This is a genomic window from Veillonellaceae bacterium (genome assembly GCA_012523975.1).
In the GTDB taxonomy this organism is placed as follows: Bacteria; Bacillota; Negativicutes; order JAAYSF01; family JAAYSF01; genus JAAYSF01.
Window position 1 is genome coordinate 16,342 of sequence record JAAYSF010000051.1, and the last position, 15,832, is coordinate 32,173.

A 15,832-nucleotide genomic window follows, 5' to 3' on the forward strand; every position below is an offset into this window, starting at 1 on the left:
CTTTTTCCCACCACCTTATCTTAATTACGGCGAATGCCGCTTAAAAACACTTCCATGGCTTGCACGATATATTGTCGTGAGTGCCTGTGACTGCCGTCACTTGCCAAAAAGGCATTAGCTAGCGGAGACACCAGAAAGAAGAAATTTACTGTACCAGCAAGCTGCAAGGCTGCCAGCAAAGGGTTGATATCTTCTCTAAATATTCCTGCCGCTATTCCTTGAACAATTGCAGCAGTAATATCATCGGCTATCTTACGAATGCGTGGCCTAACAACTGACTCAAAGCATTCGGTTGGATTAGTTAGCTCGGCGCTGATTAATCTTAGCAGCGAGGGGCGCTCAATATGAAGTTCAGCCAAACCTACCGCATAACCTCGTAAAAAGGTACAGGGATCAGGGTTGGTTTGCTTAAGTCGGTCAAGCATTGCAAGCACTAGTGATATTTCAATCTCAAGAACTGCTTGGTACAGACCTTGCTTGCCATTAAAATAATATGATATCAGAGCGCTGTTAACGCCTGCCGCTAGTGCAATTTCCCTAATGGAAACGGCCGCGTATCCCTTACGGGCAAATAACCCAGCGGCAATTTCAAGTAAGCGCTCTCTTGACTGTAAGTCTTTATCCATTGGAACCACTCCGTTTAATTAATCGATTGATTAATATATAGCATAATAATAAGCTGCAGTCAACCTTCGCAGCTGTGGTCCATTCCTTGATACTATCAGTAGAACTTGCCGGTACCTAAGTCTCTTCGTTGCTTAACAATCTATCCTGCCGGGGTCTAGGCCCTATCTTCCAAAAGCCTTGGAAAACCGCACAGCTTACTAAAATCCCTAAACTCGACTTCGGCTCAGACAACGGGATTTTTTAACGTAAGCTGCACGATTTCCCGTCCTACGGAACGGCTTTTTCCAGAATGGGCCGATAAGGCACGGAAGCACGGGGAAACAAGTATCGATAAAAAACAAAACCCTTTTTAAAGGGTTTTGTAATACTCAGCCACTTTGGCAAATGCTCTGGCGCTGGCCGCAATAGTTGCAGCGATATCTTCATCGGAATGTGCTGCTGACATAAAGCCGGCTTCAAATTGCGATGGTGCCAGATAAATACCCTGCTCTAGCATGGCGTGGAAGTAGGTATTAAAGGCTCCGACATCTGACTGCTTGGCGCTGTCATAATCGTAAACAGGCTTATCACTAAAGAACATCCCGAACATCGAGCCGGCCTGATGATACTGCAGCTTGAAACCAAACTTTTCGGCCTGAGCCGAAATGCCGGCATTCAAAATGGCTGCCTTCTCGGTTAGTTGTTTATACATATCAGGAGTGGTCGACAATACTTTTAAGGTCGTAATTCCGGCAGTCATGGCCAGCGGATTGCCGCTTAAGGTTCCGGCTTGATATACCGGCCCAGCTGGCGCAATATGTTCCATAATGTCGCGGCGTCCGCCGTAAGCACCGACCGGCAGTCCGCCGCCGATTACCTTGCCGAGACAAGTCAAGTCCGGCTTAATGCCGAATAACGCTTGCGCTCCGCCGTATGCGGCTCGGAAGCCTGACATAACCTCATCAAAAATCAGCAACGCGCCATACTTGGCGGTAATTTCACGAACTTTGGCCAAGTAGCCTTCCTTAGGCAGTACTAAGCCCATGTTGCCGGGAATAGGCTCGATGATAACGGCGGCAATTTCCTCGCCCTGCTTGGCAAAAACCTGCTCTAGACCGTCTGCATCATTATAGTTTACGGTAATTGTACCGCTGGCAATATTTTCAGTCACGCCAGGGCTATCTGGTACCCCCAGTGTTGTTGCCCCCGAGCCGGCTTTTACCAGCAAACTATCATGATGTCCATGGTAGCAGCCGGCGAATTTTACAATCTTACCGCGTTTTGTATAGGCCCTAGCCAGCCTGAGGACGCTCATGGTAGCCTCGGTTCCGGAGTTGACCATCCTGACCAGTTCCATTGACGGTACAGCTTCGGTGACCAGTTTGGCAAGTTCGGTTTCCAGGAGAGTAGGCGCGCCATAGCTTGTGCCATAATAAAGAGCCTCCCGCAACGCTTCGGTTACAGCGGGATGAGCATGACCTAAAATCATTGGTCCCCATGACAAAACGTAATCGATATACTCATTGCCGTCGATATCGTACATTTTGCTACCGGCCGCTCGGGTTATGAACGGTGGTGTGCCGCCAACCCCTCTAAACGATCTTACCGGACTATTTACGCCACCCGGGATATAGTTTTTAGCCTCAGCGAATGCCTGAGCTGATTTTTCTAAAGAAAAGGGCATTTTAGTACCTCCTTTACTCCTTAAGCCATCTTGCCGCATCAAGGGCATGGTATGTAATAATTATATCCGCGCCGGCTCTCTTCATACCCAAGAGTGTTTCCATGACGGTGCGCTTCTCATCAATCCAGCCTTTGGCGGCAGCCGCCTTTACCATAGCATATTCGCCACTAACATTATAAGCCGCAATTGGAACAGTAAAGCTGTCCCGCACCTGACGCACAACATCCAGATATGCTAGCGCCGGCTTAACCATTACAATATCAGCGCCCTCAGCGATATCGAGCTCGGCTTCCTTGATAGCCTCACGGGCATTAGCCGGATCCATTTGATAGGAACGGCGATCGCCGAATTGCGGTGCTGAATCAGCAGCTTCCCGGAACGGACCATAATAGGCCGATGCATATTTTACGGCATAGGACATTATGGAGATATCTTTAAAACCGTTTTCATCTAGATGGTCGCGAATGGCTTGCACCCTGCCGTCCATCATGTCTGAGGGAGCGACCATATCGGCCCCGGCTAAGGCATGGCTTAAGGCAGTTTGGGCCAGCAGTGGCAGCGTGGAATCATTGTCGATTTTCTCATCAATGGGCACGCCACAATGCCCATGAGATGTATACTCGCACAGACATACGTCACTCATTACTATCAAATCAGGCACAGCAGCTTTGATTTGAATAATTGCCTGCTGGACAGGACTATTCATATCCCATGCGCTTGTACCGCGCTCATCTTTATACTCCGGCAGCCCAAAAACCATTACTGCCGGAATGCCTAAGGCATATACTTCCTCGGCCGCTTTCACCGCCATATCTGCTGACAAGTGATAGCTGCCTGGCAATGAGCTTATTTCACGCTTTACGCCCTTGCCGGGCACTATAAACAGCGGATAAACAAAATCATCTGCACTTAAACTTGTTTCCCGCACCAGTCTGCGAATGCCTTCCGAAGTTCGCAGCCGCCGCGGACGAATGAAGGGAACCGGCATTTATAATTCCTCCCCGTACATTTTGGCAATCTCCTTAACAAGACCACTGATGGTGAATTCCTCGGCAATAATATCAGACTCAATGCCATTTTCCAGACAAGTAGCGGCCGTAATCGGGCCAATACAGGCAACTTTGGCGTTAGCTACTAATTTAGCCCCGTCTTCACCTAATAACTTAAGGAGATTAGTTACCGTTGACGAGCTTGTAAAGGTCACCATTTCGATTTGGTTATTCTTTAGTTGCTCAGCAATATACGCGCCATTAGCCTCGCCGGCTATTGTTTGGTATGCCGGCACAACGTCGACAGCAGCCCCGATTTCCCGGAATTTTTCCGGCAATATGTCACGAGCGACAAGGGCGCGAGGAATCAAAATTTTCATTCCCGGCTCAATTAAATCCTGCATGACTTCAATTATGCCTTCGGCTCTGAATTCAGCAGGCACTAGGTCGGCAACAATACCGTATTGTCTAAGCCGCTCAGCGGTCTGGATGCCGATCGCCGCAACCTTGGCACCGGCCAGAGCCCGGGTGTCGCGTCCGGCAGCATGCAGGCGTTTGTAGAAATATTCAACACCATTAACGCTGGTAAATATCAGCCAGTCATAAGTATGTAAGTTGGTTATTGCTTCATCAAGCGCCGCAAAACTATCTGGCGGCACTATTTTAATAGCCGGTGCTTCAGAACAATCTGCACCAAGCTTTTCTAGTTTGGCCGTTAAAGCGCTGGCTTGTTCCCGCGCCCGGGTAACCAGTATCTTCTTGCCGAACAGCGGTTTGCGATCAAACCAGGCTAATTCTTTGCGCAGCTTGACTACCTCGCCGACAATAAAAATCGCCGGCGGCGTAATGTTATGCTGTTCAACATCTGCCGCGGCCTGGCCGACAGTTGTTACTAATACGCGCTGCTCAGGTTTCGTGCCCCACCGGATAACAGCCGCCGGTGTATCAGCAGGACGACCGAATTCGATCAGTTTGCTTGTGATATGCGGCAGATTCTCAACGCCCATTAAAAAGACAAGAGTGTCAACACCTGTTGCCAACTTGTCCCACTTGATTGTGGACTCAGCCTTGGTTGGATCTTCGTGACCGGTAATTACGGCAAACGATGTCGCGATGCCGCGATGGGTTACCGGTATTCCGGCATAGGCCGGCACTGAAATTGCCGAGGTAATACCTGGGATAACTTCAAACGGCAGGTCATGTTCAACGAGTTTTAGTGCTTCCTCGCCGCCCCGTCCGAATACAAACGGGTCGCCGCCCTTGAGTCTAACAACCGTCTTGCCTTCTTTAGCTTTATCAACCAGCAGTTGATTGATATCGTCCTGCTTCATCGTATGGGCACTCGATGCCTTACCCACATATATCATTTCGGCATCAGGACGAGCGTGCGACAGCAGTCTGTCATCAGCCAACCGGTCATATACGATTGTATCGGCTATTTTTATGCATTCCAGCGCTTTAACACTGATAAGTTTATAATCGCCGGGACCTGCGCCGACCAAATAAACTAAACCTTTCATAAATACCTCCAAGGGGAGACCGACGCAAAACGCCCATCTATTTCGCGCCTGAGCATCTGAACATTTTGACCCAGTCTCCGGTTTAATATATTTTCATAAATTTTTTCAATTAATACTATTTTAATTCTGCGAGAATTTCGCGGCCGCCGGCGGCCAGCATTCTATTAGCTAGACTTTGACCGAGTTCTTCGGCTTCAGCAGGGCTGCCTTTTATGCTGTCCTCAACTTTTCTTACACCGTCAACTGATAATATGACAGCTCGAACTTGTAAGCTATCCTGCTCAACTTGGCCGTAAACCCCGACTGGAACCTGACAACCGCCTTCTACTACACGTAGAAAGGCCCGCTCGGCCTCTACTGCTCGGCGGGTATCATCATCATTCAAGAAATCTAAAATCGCTAAAACCTCGGCATCGTTACTTCTGGCCTCAATCGCCAAAGCCCCTTGGCCAACAGCCGGCAGGCAGATATCGTCCGGGATAATTTGTGTGATGTGCTCGTCCCAGCCAAGCCGCTTTAGGCCAGCCACCGCCAGCAAAATTGCGTCAAATGTGTTGTTCTCAAGTTTTTTCAGCCTAGTATCAAGATTGCCGCGTAAGTCGGCAATTTCCAGATCAGGCCTGTAATTTAACAGCTGGGCTTTACGTCTTAAACTCGACGTCCCGATCTTTGCTCCCTGAGGGAGGTTGTCGATTGTCTGATATTTAGGACTGATTAAGGCATCACCGGGATGAACCCGCTCAGTAATAGCCGCAAAGGTCAGTCCATCGGGCAGCTCGGTTGGCATATCTTTTAGGCTGTGCACGGCCAAATCAATGTCTCCGGCTAGCATCTCTGTTTCAAGCTCCTTGGTAAACAGCCCCTTGCCGCCAATCTTAGCCAACGGAACATCGAGGATTCTATCCCCTGTTGTTGTTACCCGTTTAATGGTTACCTCTAGCTCAGGATACCGCTCTGCTATTTTAGCGGCAATGTAATTCGCCTGCCACAGCGCCAATTTACTGCCGCGCGTACCGATAACGAGATTTTTTTTCACGACTTTTGCTCTCCCTTATTGTCTCAAGTTTGAATAATTCGCAGATTGCATCAAGATAATAATCTTCCCGGTCAGTTCCGGCAGCCTCATTGATGCGGACCATCGGGTCACGCAACATCTTGCGGATAATCATCTTGGAAAGACTCTCGATGACCTTGCGTTCGTCCGCCGTTATATCAGTAAGTTTCACTAAGGCTCGTTTTAGCTCACGCTGCCTGATTTTCTCAGCCTTATCGGTTAGGCGAGCTAAAATCGGCCGAAAAGAAAGATAGCGAAACTTATCAAGAAGCTCATCCATTTCCTCGGCTATAATCTTTTCCGCGTCTTTGGCTTCCTGCTCTCTAAGGCGCATGTTTGATTCGACTACAGCTTCCAGGTCATCAATATTATATAAACTTACGCCATTTATCGCCGCAACCTCAGGTTCAACGTCCCGTGGCACCGCAATATCAATAAAAATAATCGGCTTACCATTACGCTTAGGTATCAGATGCGCGGCATCCCAGGATCTGATTATATAGTGGGGAGCCCCTGTTGAAGTTATCACTATATCGGCCTCAACAGCGCACTTCATGAAGTCTTCAAACGGCACAGCGATACCGTTGAACTTTTCCGCTAAAATTTCAGCCCGTTCTAAGCGGCGGTTAGAAACAAATACCGTTTTAACTCCATTGGCAACCAGATGCTTAGCAGTAAGCTCGCTCATTTCACCTGCCCCAAGAATGAGGACATTGGACTGAGATAGGTCGCCGAAAACCTCTTTTGCCAGTTCGACCGCGGCATAACTTACCGAAACTGCACTATGGGCAATGCGGGTGACCGTCCGCACCTTTTTACCGACGGCAATAGCTCGGTGAAATAATGTATTAAGCACCGTGCTGGTAGTCTCAGCATCACGGGCTATCGAGTAAGCCTTCTTAACCTGACTCAATATCTGGCCTTCACCTATAACTAATGAATCCAATCCTGATGCTACCCGAAACAAGTGATTTATACACTGTTCTTCGGTATAAAAATAAAGATATTCTTCGACATTATCATAATTAATAGCCGCTCGGCCTAAAATTTTCTGCATTAGTGGATAGGCTTCTTCAATGTCATCTACAACAGCGTACATTTCGGTTCGGTTACATGTCGATAATAGTACGCATTCATTAATATCATCATACCTATTTAAATGCTTCAGCGCTGATTTGACTTCTTCCTCCGAAAAGGAGAAGCATTCGCGCACTTCAACAGGTGCGGTTTTATGATTCAATCCCAATACTGCTAACTGCATTTTTGACCCTATCCTCCGCCTCTTTAGTCTTACCTTGCCTTATGAGTTCAAGAATCTCTTGGTCAATGCTTTTCCGCCAAAAGTTCTCCCGGTCTTTGGAAGTTGCCAGCTGCGCTTTCATTTCACTGCGCAGCCTACCTAACAAATCTATGAATAACCCATATTCCGGGCCATATGTTCTTGCTAGTTCTTCCCGAATGCGTCTGGCCATTACAGGTGTCTTTCCGCCTGTTGAGACCGTTATTAACAAATCGCCGCTCGTTACTTGAGCCGGTACGCTGAAATTACCCAGCTCAGCATTATCAACGACATTAAGCAGTGCCGACATTTGCTGTGCTTCTTCGGCAGCCTGCTCATTGACAATGCTGCTGTCTGTTGCGCAAATTACCAGAAAAGCGCCCTGCAAATCGCCGGATTTATAAAGCCTGGCAATATGAATAATACGCCGAGCTTCAGCTAACTGTGCTAAGCGCGGCGTCAACTGCGGACTGATTACCGTAACGTCGGCCCGAGCATTCAAAAGCGGCATTACTTTGCGTTCTGCCACAGTTCCTCCGCCTACTACTATACACCGACGCCCGGCAAGCTGCAAATTAACCGGATAGAAAGGCATCTACCTCACCCTTTCTCATCTGAAAGTATTTCGCTCTTAAAATACCAAATCCTTTTTGGTAGATTGATTTTCTTGCCTAGCTAATCTGTTGTTCCCTTGGGCGGCGTTTTAACAGGCTGAGGGTTATTTATTCCAAAATAGGCCTCCAATATCCTGCGTACGGCCGGCCCCGCCGCAGCCGAGCCTTCACCGCCTTCATCAACCAGCACGGATACCACAACAGCCGGATTATCAGCCGGGGCGTAGGCTGAAAACCAAGAATGCGTTGCATCCCTCCCGGTTTCTGCTGAACCTGATTTTCCGACTACCTGATAAGGGAAACCGCTAAACACAGCAGTACCAGTGCCGTTTGTTGTAACACCTATCAACCCCTGGCGAATAGTATCCCAATCCTGTGGCTTAAGATAAACAGTTCTCAGCACCTCCGGCTGTAAATCATTTTTTATAACGCCCTCGGGTGTAATTACCTTATCAACCAACATAGGACGGTATATTACACCGCCGTTGGCTACCGCCATCAGAATAAGCGCTTGTTGGAGCGGCGTTACCAAGTAGTAGCCTTGCCCGATGGCCGCAATCAGCGTCTCACCCGAATACCACCTTTCCTCGAAGTTTTCCAACTTCCAATTTTTCGTCGGCACTATCCCGGCTGCTTCGCCCCGCAGTCTGATACCGGTTTTTTGTCCTAATCCGAATGTCAAGGCATAACTTGCGAGATTTTCGATACCCAAGCGATAACCCAGTTCATAGAAAGCCGGGTCGCTTGACCATGCTAGGGCGTCGGCAATGTTAAGCCTCCCCAGACCTTTGGTATTCCAACCGTAAAAACTCCAGCCATCAAGTACATAAACGCCCTTGTCATCAAATATCTCCTCGGCTGTTGTATATCCCATATCCAAAGCGGCCGCTGCCGTAACAATTTTGAATACCGAAGCTGGCGGGTAGAGGCTTTGTATAGTTCGGTTGGTTAGCGGATAATTTGGGTCTTCAATAAGCTTTTTCCAGTCTTTAGCCGATATGCCGGCCGCAAAAAGATTGGGGTCATAATCTGGCAAACTGGCCATTGCCAGTATCCCGCCTGTTTTAGCATCTAAGACGACAGCACTACCGCCCTTGGTAGGCTGACCATTTTTTCGGCTGTTCTCAATATAATATTGAAGAGTGGCTTCAACCGCTTTCTGTAAACTAGCGTCAAGCGTCAGAACCAAGCCGTCCCCTTGTACAGCCGGCATCATACCCAATCTTTGCAATTCTTCGCCTTGCGCATTAACCTCAACCTGCACACCGCCGTCAACACCCCGCAATACTTCTTCCCACTCAAGTTCCAGTCCGTCTTTGCCAATAAGGTCATTCGGCCGATAGCCTTTCTCTTTCCACAAGGCATATTCTTCGCTGCTAATCTTACCTACATAACCAAATATATGCGCAGCCAGATTATTGTAAACATAGTACCGTACCGGTATAGCCTCAATAATAACACCTGGCAGACTGCGCCGCCGCTCCTCGATTTTGGTTACAAGCGCGGCATCGGCATCACGCTTGATTCTTACAGGTGTTAACGGAAAATCAGTTCCTTCGGCCAGCATGGTATCAATCTCTGCGACCGTAATACCGGTTAATTCGGCCAGAATAGGGGTGGCAGTCTCACGATTTGTATATTCAGCCGGTATAATTGAAATTGCAAAGCTAGGGCGATTGCCGACTAAAATCGCCCCGTTGCGGTCGTAAATGGTTCCGCGCGGCGCTTGTGTGACAATTTGCCGAATTCGATTTTGTTCAGCGATTTTCTTATACTGCGGCCCCTGAACAATCTGCAGCCAAGCAAGCCGGATAATTAAAACCAAAAAGACCGCAATCACAATGCCAGCCATTATCTTGATTCGCCTCATCTGTTCAGTTTCCCACACTGCGCTGCTCCTTTCCAAGTCATCTATATTATTACAATATAGACAAAAAAATAGCCCCTATGGGCTATTTTCGCTGTAGACACAAGGTAGGAAAAAATGGCCTATATTACTTAATATAGTCCTTGCCGATTACGATTGTCGCCTGCGTACCGGCAGCTTCATCCTTGTTAACCTGGAGTTTGTACTTAAACGGCAGCCCGCTGAACTTATTCAACACGTTGCTGCTGGTACTGTTTGAAATAATTACTGTATTCGGGTAAGGTGTAGTCAGCGTCGATACCCCTACCACCTCAAAACCTTGGCTCCGCAGCACGGCAGCTGCTTTAGTGCCGGCGTCGGCTGAACCACTGGCATTAATCACTTCAACTTTCACCTTGCTTGGCGAAGCTTTGGGCTGCTTTTTAGTAGTTGCCTCAGCAGTGTCGGCTTTTTTAGTTTGCTTAGGCTTATTCGATTCAGTTGTCACCTTGGGCTGCTGAACAGCCTTAGGCACTTCAACAACTTTCATTTCTTTCGGAATTGATGTCTCATATTCGGTAGCCGCAATGCGCGATGCAGTGACATACTTGTCTTCCATTTTAACATCCAACGTATTGGCCATATGGTTTCTAAGCGCCATTAAATCAGGCAACCAATAGCTTACTTCATTGATATAAGCAGGTTTACCCGGTACCATGTCGGTTTTGAGACCTTGCTTATAGGCTTCGTTGAGAATTTGCGCAAGCTTCAGCATCTCACTTGTAGATAGGTCTGTATCGATTGTCGCGCTAACCTCCCGGATAATTGCCGGTATTTTGGTAATTACTGCCGGGCTGGCGACTTCATCAAACAACGCCCTCATAAATTGCTGCTGACGCTGGATACGGCCAATGTCACCATCGCCGTCACGATAGCGTACATATTTGATAGCTGTTTCGCCGTCCATATGCTGCAGGCCAGGCTTAATGTTAATTACCAGACCGTCACCGTCGTAAGGATCTTCGTAGTACATCCGTTTTTCCACGTTAATGTCAACCCCGCCGACAGCATCGACAATCTTTTGGAAACCGTTAAAATTAACAATTACATAATGGTCAATAGGAATACCCATCAAGCCTTCTACAGCTTGCTGAGTCAGCTTATGACCGCCTGTAGCATAAGCATGGTTAATCTTGTCCCAACCGTTGCCAGGTATTCTAACCCTTGTATCGCGGGGAATTGACAAAAGCGCTACCGATTTCGTGTCAGTATCAACAGTAACCACAAACATAGTATCTGATCGGCCAACATCTTCTGAACGTTGGTCAACACCCATTACTAAAATATTTACCTTATCCTGAGCTGAAATAAAACCGGATTCGGTTCGTTTGGTTGTATTCTTATCTAAAGCGTTTGAGAACATAAAATAGGAAGCAGCCGTAACCGCCAAAAACGCAATTAAGATAAGAAGTATGGAGAATGTGCGCCGTTTACGAGCCCGTCGCTTTAGTGTCAGGCGTTCTTCCAATCGCGGCATAAAGCGCACCCCTTTCTATTTTACCTAGTTAGCAAGTTATAGCTCCAAAAGTGCAACAAGCCCCCGATTTTGGGGGCTTGTAATAGTATAACAAAATGCTACACAATCAGTCAAGGTTTTTAGGGTACCTCAAAGCCGGCATCTTCAACGGCGGCTCTAACTTGATCAATATCGGTCTTAGTCTCATCGAAATCGACTGTAAGTTTCTTGGCCACCAAATCTACTTCGGCAAAAGTAACTCCCGGTAAAGATTTAACGGCCGTTTCAACAGCGTTTTTGCAGTGGCTGCAGCTCATTCCTTCAACTATAAGCGTTTGCTTCATATATAGCCTCCTTTTAAAGCTTTTCCTCGACAGCTCTGATCTTTCCTTCCATTGTAAGTGCTTTATCACGCCGATCATCGACTCGAATCGATGTTGATACTCGCGGCGCTCCGGCAGCAAACGGAACTTCATGCATTTGCTGAATAACTTCAAAAATCCGTTTAAGATCCCCTTCGATAATTGTTGCCATTGGCGTCAGTTGGAACTTCAGATCATTGGCTTCATGCAATACTTTATGACAGGCAGCCACATAATGACTGATGCTGGCTGAACCCGTTCCCATCGGCACTACCGTTACCTCAACAATTGCCATTATAAATACCTCCCAAACTATCAATTATTATGCCCACTTCTATACAGTTAGCACACTCGCGTTCTTGAAATTTGTTATTTTATATATTCTAGTATAGCCAGAAAAAACCCTGCCGGATAATTCCGGCAGGGAGCTTCTTACTGCTGCTTGGGGAACTTTTGCTCAACAAGCGGCCATATCTCTGGTTGTTCCTGACCTAACCGCCAGATTGCGATTCCAGCCGGTTTATATTTTGCCACAATGTCCAACTTGGCGGCTGTACTCTTATCATTTTCAAACCAAGCTTCGCCGCCTTTATATTTGAAATACGGCGCTTGTTCTTTATCATCATACATTACTTTGGCGTCCTTTTTATGGGCTAAGACAATAGCATCCGCGTACTTGAGCGTCTCAGCTTCTTTTCCTTTTTCGGCCGGCCAATTATATCCATATGTGCTGATACCGGCGATTACCTTATTTGCACCTACCTGCTCAATAGCGTATTTTAAATTGGCCTCATACCAGCTAATCGGTGCTATAGCTCCCGGCTTAGAGGCTGCCCAGTGGCGATCGTAAAGCCTTACTTGAATAAAATCAGCATTTTTAGCCAGCTCATTGTAATTATAAGCGGCATACACACTCTCATGCACATCGGTTTTTGGGGAAACTGAGACAATTACCGTCTTGTTAAGCTGCTTCAACTTAGGATAAAGTTCGGCCATAAATGCCGTAAGATTTTTTTCTTGCGCCGGTTTCAATAATTCAAAGTCAATATTGACACCGTCGTATGGTTTATCGTTTACCACTTTTACGATATTGTCAATAGTCTTAGTCCGAATAGCAGGATCACTTAGAATTATCTCAATGGCCCCGGTTTTATAAGTAATCAAGGGAAAAATTTTTAATCCGGCTTGTTTAGCCGTATCATAAACCTGTTGACTCTCCTTTGTTTCCAAGGTGCCCTCTTTTGTGGCTTTGTACCAGAAAGGAGCTACATGGCTCATACTCTTGGCATGAGCTTTCATGCTAGGAAAGGAGCCTACCTGATCAGGTGTATTAGGCCACGGATTCTCATAATAGCCTATTACCATATTTGCCGGCAGCGGAGCTGCTGCATCGCCAGACGCCTTAGACCCTTCATTGACCGGATCCATTGGCAGCGAAGGCTTAGGTGCCGGCGCTTGACTGCAGCCACCGAGAAGAATAGCAGTGGTCATTATGAACATTATTAAAACAAGTATGGTAACAATTCTGCTTAAACGCAAGTTCCTTCACCCTTTCCAATACTTTTTGTTTTTTAGTATTGGCGGCGAGAGCTTTCTTATGCGAAAAAACTAGGACCGTCCTTTCGATTTATATAATATAAACCGAGTCAATTCCTTGAACTGACTCGGTTTATATCATTTATTAACTAATTTTTAATACTCTTGAGTATAAGATACCGCGAGAACCTCATCAGGAAGCTCCTTCTCCCAACGAGCCACAATTACAGCCGCAAAACAGTTACCTACTACGTTACAAGCTGTACGGGCCATATCAAGAACACGGTCAACACCAAGAATGATTGCGATACCTTCTACCGGCAGTCCGAACGCTGCTGCAGTACCGGCGATTACAATAAGCGACGCGCCAGGAACGGCCGCAATACCCTTAGTGGAAAGCATGAGCGTAAGCACCATTAGAAGCTGAGTCTCTATCGGAAAATGAATGCCGTATACCTGAGCGATGAAGACTACCGCCAAAGCGCTGTAGAGGGTTGAACCGTCAAGGTTAAAGGTGTAGCCGGTCGGCAGTACGAAGGTTACAATATGCTTAGGCACACCAAACTTCTCAAGTTTTTCCATAGCAATCGGGAGTGCAGCTTCACTGGCTGCAGTAGAAAATGCAAGCAGAACAGGTTGCTTGATCGCGCGAAGCAGATGGAGGAAATTAACGCGGGTAACAAGTGATGCGAAGATCGCAACAAGCGCGATAAAGAATATTAGCGCAAAGTACAATGAACCGATTAGTTTAGCAAGCGGAATAAGCATTACCAAACCAAACTTGCCTACAGTGTAAGCAATTGAGCCGAAAACACCGATCGGAGCGAGTTTCATAACATATTCAGTAAACTTGAACATAATTTCAGCAACGCTGATTGCTAGGTCAACAACAGGCTTGCCTTTTTCACCCATAGCAGCCGCCGCTACACCGAAGAAACAGGAGAACAAAATAATTTGGAGCATATCACCGCGAGCTGCGGCATCAACAACGTTAGTCGGAACAATGTTAATCAACATCTGCATCATATCAACAGATTTCTTTGCTGCTGTTCCGACAGCACCGGCATCACTTGCAGTAATTGGTACCCCAACACCAGGCTGCAGGATATTTACAACAGCAAGACCAACGAATAACGCAATTGTTGTCGCTACTTCAAACCAGAGAACAGCTTTTGCGCCTAGCCGGCCAAGCTTTTTAAAGTCACCCGTACCGGCAATACCCATAATCAATGAGCTGAAGATCAATGGGACAACAATCATCTTAATCATACGGATAAATATATCACCAACAGGTTTTAGGGCTTGTCCATAATTAGGGAACAAATAACCGAATATAACACCAAGAACAAGAGCGATAAAAATCTGGGTAGCTAAGCCGATTCCGCCTTTTTTTGGTTCTGCCATAATTAATCCTCCTTTGCAGTCTAAAGTCAATGCATTTAGTTAACATAATGTGTTTATTTGTTACTTACGTAGTATAGCAAAAACCGTCAAGAAAATCTATATTAAAATTATTAGAAATTATGTATACAACAGTTCTGATTTAATAGCTTATTACAACATCTTATTATCTCGGTTTTACACCTTTAATCCCCCTTATTCAGCGTCAACAACTGTAATATTGTGAAAATAGTCAGAATTTTGTGTTTTAATTGCTAATCCTTCGTTTTTGACGCTCAGAATTTGCTACAGTTGTTTTTTTAGCCCTATTCATCTCAGGCATTCAAGCCTGTCCAATGGTATAATCGAGTCACAGAACCAAGTTACTATATACCGAAGGAGCGTATGCCATGAATAACTCAATTATGTCCCAGGCACTTCCTTTAGACTGGATGTCAGTAAAAAAGATTGAAACAGCGCTTCATAAGTCCCCAAGTAAGACGATACGATTAGAGATAAATAACTGCCTATATCAGCTCTCAATTGAAGGAAAATGGTTTAAGTTCTCCCGCCTTACAAAAAAACGGACAATTAAGCGGGCAACTATTTTTGAGACAATCGGCGAAATTTATAATAAAGCTATCCATGGCCAAAACTGGCGTATTGCCGAGTCACCAATCTAAAAGAAAATTACCTTCTATAACATAAAATCAGCCCTCCGCACACACGGAGGGCTGATTTTATGTTACCTAGACTGTTCAAAAACGAGCATAGTCAGGCGCATCTTTTATCATATTGACAAATTTATTAAGTACATAGGCGGTAATCCCCCAAATTACATAATTATTATATTGATAGAAAAGTACCGGATACGTCCTGCGTGCCCGCCATGTAGCCGGATATTCAGGCAAAAGTTCAAACGGAAAATCCTTCAGCGGTTTTGTTCCCATTTCCATGATAGCTTCTTTTGGCTTAGCGTCTAGCAGCCACTTTATCGGAACAGTAAATACTTCAGCAACCTCTGCCTTATTTAGGGAAAGGCTGTCTGCTCTCAACTGACCAACAGCCGGATACAGCCTAACACCAATCGGGCTGATTATTTCATCAAGACTGCCAATTATTTTAATTTGTTCTTTGCGCACTCCCAGTTCTTCAACAGTTTCACGAACAGCAGCGTCAACCGGCGAACAATCCATTCTATCAATTTTACCGCCGGGAAAACATATTTCACCTGGCTGCCAGTTGAGTCGCTTAGATCTTACTTCAAACAATATTTGTAACTCACCCTTATTAACTATCAGGGGAATTAGAACAGCGGCGCGAAAGAAGGCGTAGCTGTCTGCATCATTTTTTCTATTTTGAGACAATGCGTACGATAAAGCCGTAATAAAACCGTCTGTCATATCATTTCACCCTCCCGCTTAAGCCAATCGAAATGATTATACT

The 15,832-nt window shown here is 46.2% G+C and carries 15 protein-coding genes; 1 reads left to right on the plus strand and 14 read right to left on the minus strand.

The genetic code is table 11. The annotated features are described in order from the left end of the window. Window positions 1–20 precede the first annotated feature (20 nt). The 13 genes from GX348_07385 to GX348_07445 form a co-directional block, all read right to left on the minus strand. A complete protein-coding gene (locus GX348_07385) occupies window positions 21–626 on the minus strand; it encodes a TetR/AcrR family transcriptional regulator (protein NLP42006.1) in 606 nt (201 codons plus the stop codon). A gap of 350 nt (window positions 627–976) precedes the next feature. Beyond that, window positions 977–2,290, minus strand: coding sequence for a glutamate-1-semialdehyde 2,1-aminomutase (gene hemL, locus GX348_07390; protein ID NLP42007.1), 1,314 nt, complete (start codon window positions 2,288–2,290; stop codon window positions 977–979). 13 nt (window positions 2,291–2,303) lie between these two features. Further along, window positions 2,304–3,278, minus strand: coding sequence for a porphobilinogen synthase (hemB, locus tag GX348_07395; GenBank protein ID NLP42008.1), 975 nt, complete (start codon window positions 3,276–3,278; stop codon window positions 2,304–2,306). After that, window positions 3,279–4,799, minus strand: coding sequence for a uroporphyrinogen-III C-methyltransferase (gene cobA / locus GX348_07400; protein ID NLP42009.1), 1,521 nt, complete (start codon window positions 4,797–4,799; stop codon window positions 3,279–3,281). It lies immediately after the preceding gene. Between the two features lie 115 nt (window positions 4,800–4,914). After that, the gene (gene hemC, locus GX348_07405) at window positions 4,915–5,835 is read right to left on the minus strand and encodes a hydroxymethylbilane synthase (protein ID NLP42010.1); all 921 of its coding nucleotides are present in this window, start codon (window positions 5,833–5,835) and stop codon (window positions 4,915–4,917) included. Beyond that, window positions 5,798–7,114 (minus strand): glutamyl-tRNA reductase, encoded by a 1,317-nt coding sequence (locus tag GX348_07410; GenBank protein NLP42011.1) that lies wholly within the window; start codon window positions 7,112–7,114, stop codon window positions 5,798–5,800. The genes hemC and GX348_07410 overlap by 38 nt, the downstream gene beginning before the upstream one ends. Next, a complete protein-coding gene (locus GX348_07415) occupies window positions 7,083–7,727 on the minus strand; it encodes a bifunctional precorrin-2 dehydrogenase/sirohydrochlorin ferrochelatase (GenBank protein NLP42012.1) in 645 nt (214 codons plus the stop codon). Before GX348_07415 ends, GX348_07410 begins: the two co-directional genes overlap by 32 nt. A gap of 80 nt (window positions 7,728–7,807) precedes the next feature. Beyond that, window positions 7,808–9,634 (minus strand): penicillin-binding protein 2, encoded by a 1,827-nt coding sequence (gene mrdA, locus GX348_07420; GenBank protein NLP42013.1) that lies wholly within the window; start codon window positions 9,632–9,634, stop codon window positions 7,808–7,810. Between the two features lie 106 nt (window positions 9,635–9,740). Next, window positions 9,741–11,129 carry an LCP family protein gene (locus GX348_07425; GenBank protein ID NLP42014.1) on the minus strand — a complete coding sequence of 463 codons (1,389 nt, stop codon included), beginning with the start codon at window positions 11,127–11,129 and terminating at the stop codon, window positions 9,741–9,743. A gap of 119 nt (window positions 11,130–11,248) precedes the next feature. Then, a complete protein-coding gene (locus GX348_07430; GenBank protein NLP42015.1) occupies window positions 11,249–11,452 on the minus strand; it encodes a heavy-metal-associated domain-containing protein in 204 nt (67 codons plus the stop codon). 13 nt (window positions 11,453–11,465) lie between these two features. Continuing rightward, entirely contained in the window at window positions 11,466–11,765 is a 300-nt protein-coding gene (locus GX348_07435; GenBank protein NLP42016.1) for an MTH1187 family thiamine-binding protein, read from the minus strand. Window positions 11,766–11,902: 137 nt separating this feature from the next. Then, window positions 11,903–12,970 (minus strand): glycoside hydrolase family 18, encoded by a 1,068-nt coding sequence (locus tag GX348_07440; GenBank protein NLP42017.1) that lies wholly within the window; start codon window positions 12,968–12,970, stop codon window positions 11,903–11,905. 192 nt (window positions 12,971–13,162) lie between these two features. After that, window positions 13,163–14,410, minus strand: coding sequence for a cation:dicarboxylase symporter family transporter (locus GX348_07445; GenBank protein ID NLP42018.1), 1,248 nt, complete (start codon window positions 14,408–14,410; stop codon window positions 13,163–13,165). Between the two features lie 386 nt (window positions 14,411–14,796). On the opposite strand from GX348_07445, the gene GX348_07450 reads away from it, so the two are divergent. After that, on the plus strand, window positions 14,797–15,069 hold the full coding sequence (locus GX348_07450) for a hypothetical protein (protein NLP42019.1): 273 nt from the start codon (window positions 14,797–14,799) through the stop codon (window positions 15,067–15,069). Between the two features lie 75 nt (window positions 15,070–15,144). On the opposite strand, the gene GX348_07455 is transcribed toward GX348_07450, so the two are convergent. Continuing rightward, window positions 15,145–15,789: a CoA pyrophosphatase gene (locus tag GX348_07455; protein ID NLP42020.1), complete on the minus strand. Its 645-nt coding sequence runs from the start codon at window positions 15,787–15,789 to the stop codon at window positions 15,145–15,147. Window positions 15,790–15,832 lie beyond the last annotated feature (43 nt).